This window comes from Dehalobacter sp. (assembly GCF_030063005.1).
GTDB classification, from domain to species: domain Bacteria; phylum Bacillota; class Desulfitobacteriia; order Desulfitobacteriales; family Syntrophobotulaceae; genus Dehalobacter; species Dehalobacter restrictus.
In genome coordinates, this window is sequence record NZ_JAPDHR010000064.1 from 1 (window position 1) to 2,336 (window position 2,336).

The 2,336-nt window shown below is 37.8% G+C and carries 1 protein-coding gene and 1 pseudogene; both read right to left on the reverse strand.

Annotation, left to right across the window (positions count from 1 at the left end; translation table 11 throughout):
• Positions 1-238 precede the first annotated feature (238 nt).
• Positions 239-839 (reverse strand): annotated as a pseudogene (locus OKX56_RS14865) (IS3 family transposase); the annotation flags it as partial.
• A 655-nt stretch (positions 840-1,494) separates the two neighbouring features.
• Complete coding sequence (locus OKX56_RS14870) at positions 1,495-1,719, reverse strand: hypothetical protein (RefSeq protein WP_158208491.1); 225 nt, start codon at positions 1,717-1,719, stop codon at positions 1,495-1,497.
• Positions 1,720-2,336 lie beyond the last annotated feature (617 nt).

A 2,336-nucleotide genomic window follows, 5' to 3' on the forward strand; every position in this document is an offset into this window, starting at 1 on the left:
GTAACTTTTTCCGTTGTTCTCTTCTCTCGGGACTGATTCTCCTCTTTACCATTAATAAAAAACCTCCATGTGATGCTCTTATCTTACATTACTCTGGAGGTTTACACAAAATCTGAAACGGTCTCTTTGGCAAGTTAATCTATCCTATCTTTTAAGATTATCCTGGCAGTCAAGGGTCTTCGGCTTCGCCTCCGATGAACGAGCGTTGCTCGCCCTTGACAACGGCCAAACGACTTCGCTAAGCGGCTCTTCGTTGATATTCATAGTATCTCTTTAAGAATTCAACTGGTGTTATGTTGCCTAATGCTTGGTGTCTTCGCTTTCGATTGCAGAAGCCTTCTATATACTAGAATATATCATTTCTTGCTTCTTTCAAGTTCTTGTACTTCCTGTGATGTAGCCTTTCTGATTTGATGGTACTGAAAAAGGTTTAATTCCATTTTGCTCCAGTTCTTTGATATAGGCTGCACTACAATATTGGCTTCCTTGGTCAGAGTGATGGATTAATCCTTCGTCCGGCCTGTGCCGCTTTAAACCATTCCTTAGTGCTTCCAAGCATAGTTCTGTTCTCATATGGTCTGCTATTGCCCAACCGACGATTTCTTTATGAAATAAATCCTTAATGGCTGCCAGATATAGTTTTCCATTTCCAATTGCAAATTGGGTTATGTCCGTCACCCAGACGGTATTGGGTGCATCTGCTTTAAAGTTCTGATTAAGAAGATTTGACGCTTGCTTGGTCCTCGGCTATCCCAATCATAGAAACCACTCCGGGACACATCTAATGTTTCGCACATCTTCTCAACCGGAAAGCCGGAGCTGCTCGCTTTCTTGATGATTCATAAACTATTTGTATCAGCCGTACGATATCTTTCTTAAATTGTTCGTCATAACGTTTCCCATTTTTGCTCATTTTTTCATCCTCCACAGGTTTATTTTACTCCCTGTACATTAAAATTAATAGAATAGTTTTAACCTGAGTTTTGCAGTAAAAATATATAAAAAAGCTCTGTCAGTACAGCATTTATGCGGACTGCAGAGCTTTTTTTGGCATATTAGTGTTGTATATTCAGACTTTATTTTGTGGTATTGCAAAATTTTCTCATTTCTGATGTAATCATAATTTTATTCCCTAAGTCAATGCCGAGGACTCCTTCCAACGACTGCAGGATTTCATCCCTGTAATCAAACAGGTAGAAATTCCGGTATTTCACCAGTTTCCTTGACGAACTTTATGTTTTTGATATATCCAGCAGCACCGATACTGGTAGCCCTTGTATATTTACCAGGATTGGCAATTAAATCTTTTGCCTTTGCAAGGACAAGTGCCCTTTCTTTTTTCTGTTTTTTCTGCATATTTTTTTGAATATTAGGCCATTTGTTTCTGATAAATGGTCATTTTCAAGGTGCGTTTTCCCTGCGTGTTTTCTAGTTGTATGGTTTTTGCATATACTCTGGATTTGTGGGTGAAAATAACTTCCTCTCCAGCCTTATCTATTTCCTTAGTATGAATGTATCCATCGAGATATCCTTTTTTACCCTGCGGATGATCGGAAGAAGAGAGGTCTTTTCGCTTTCTCCTCCGGAAAAGGTATTGAAAGCCATGGGAATGCCGTTTGAGTCTATCAAAAGACCCATCTGGACAATCGGATCAGGGCGGTGTTCCTTTGATGGTCTTTTTTTCGTAATCCTTTGTTTCCAGAATACCGTTATCATCATATTCGTCCTCATCATTGTAAGGGATCTCAAAGTAATAATTTGTGACATCTGTATTCGATGTTTAGACGTTTCTGCTTATTCTGAAGAAAAGTATTGATGCCAAGCAGAGAATAAATACGCTTAGGAATAGCATATCCCAAGTTATTTCTGAAAGATGCATTATCTGCAAGGCGCAGGTTAATGGCAACTTTAATTTTTCGCTCGGGAGGAAGAACAGAAAGGTTGCGTTCTTTTGCAATAGACTTAAAGTGGGCAATTGGATCATCGTATATTTTTTTCAAATCATCAAGGTAACCGATCTTTTCTACGGTTTTATGTTTAACCTCACCATTAATTTGTTAACCCTGTACAAAAGACAGGAATGCTCTTCCGTTACTAACACTCTTTTTAAGAAACATGGCAATCACCTCTATATACTATATATAGATATTTTTGAAGAAAATGGATATATTGTATATCTTTGTACATTAAAATTAATAGAGTAGTTTTATAACCTAAAATGAAAATCTAACTTCCGCTTTTAGCAGACAATCAGAGCTTAGTGCTGCGATAAGTAGAATTTAGTGTTGCAGCCGGATTTTGTTTGTTAAGATTAACTGGATATCTGTCCTGATCAT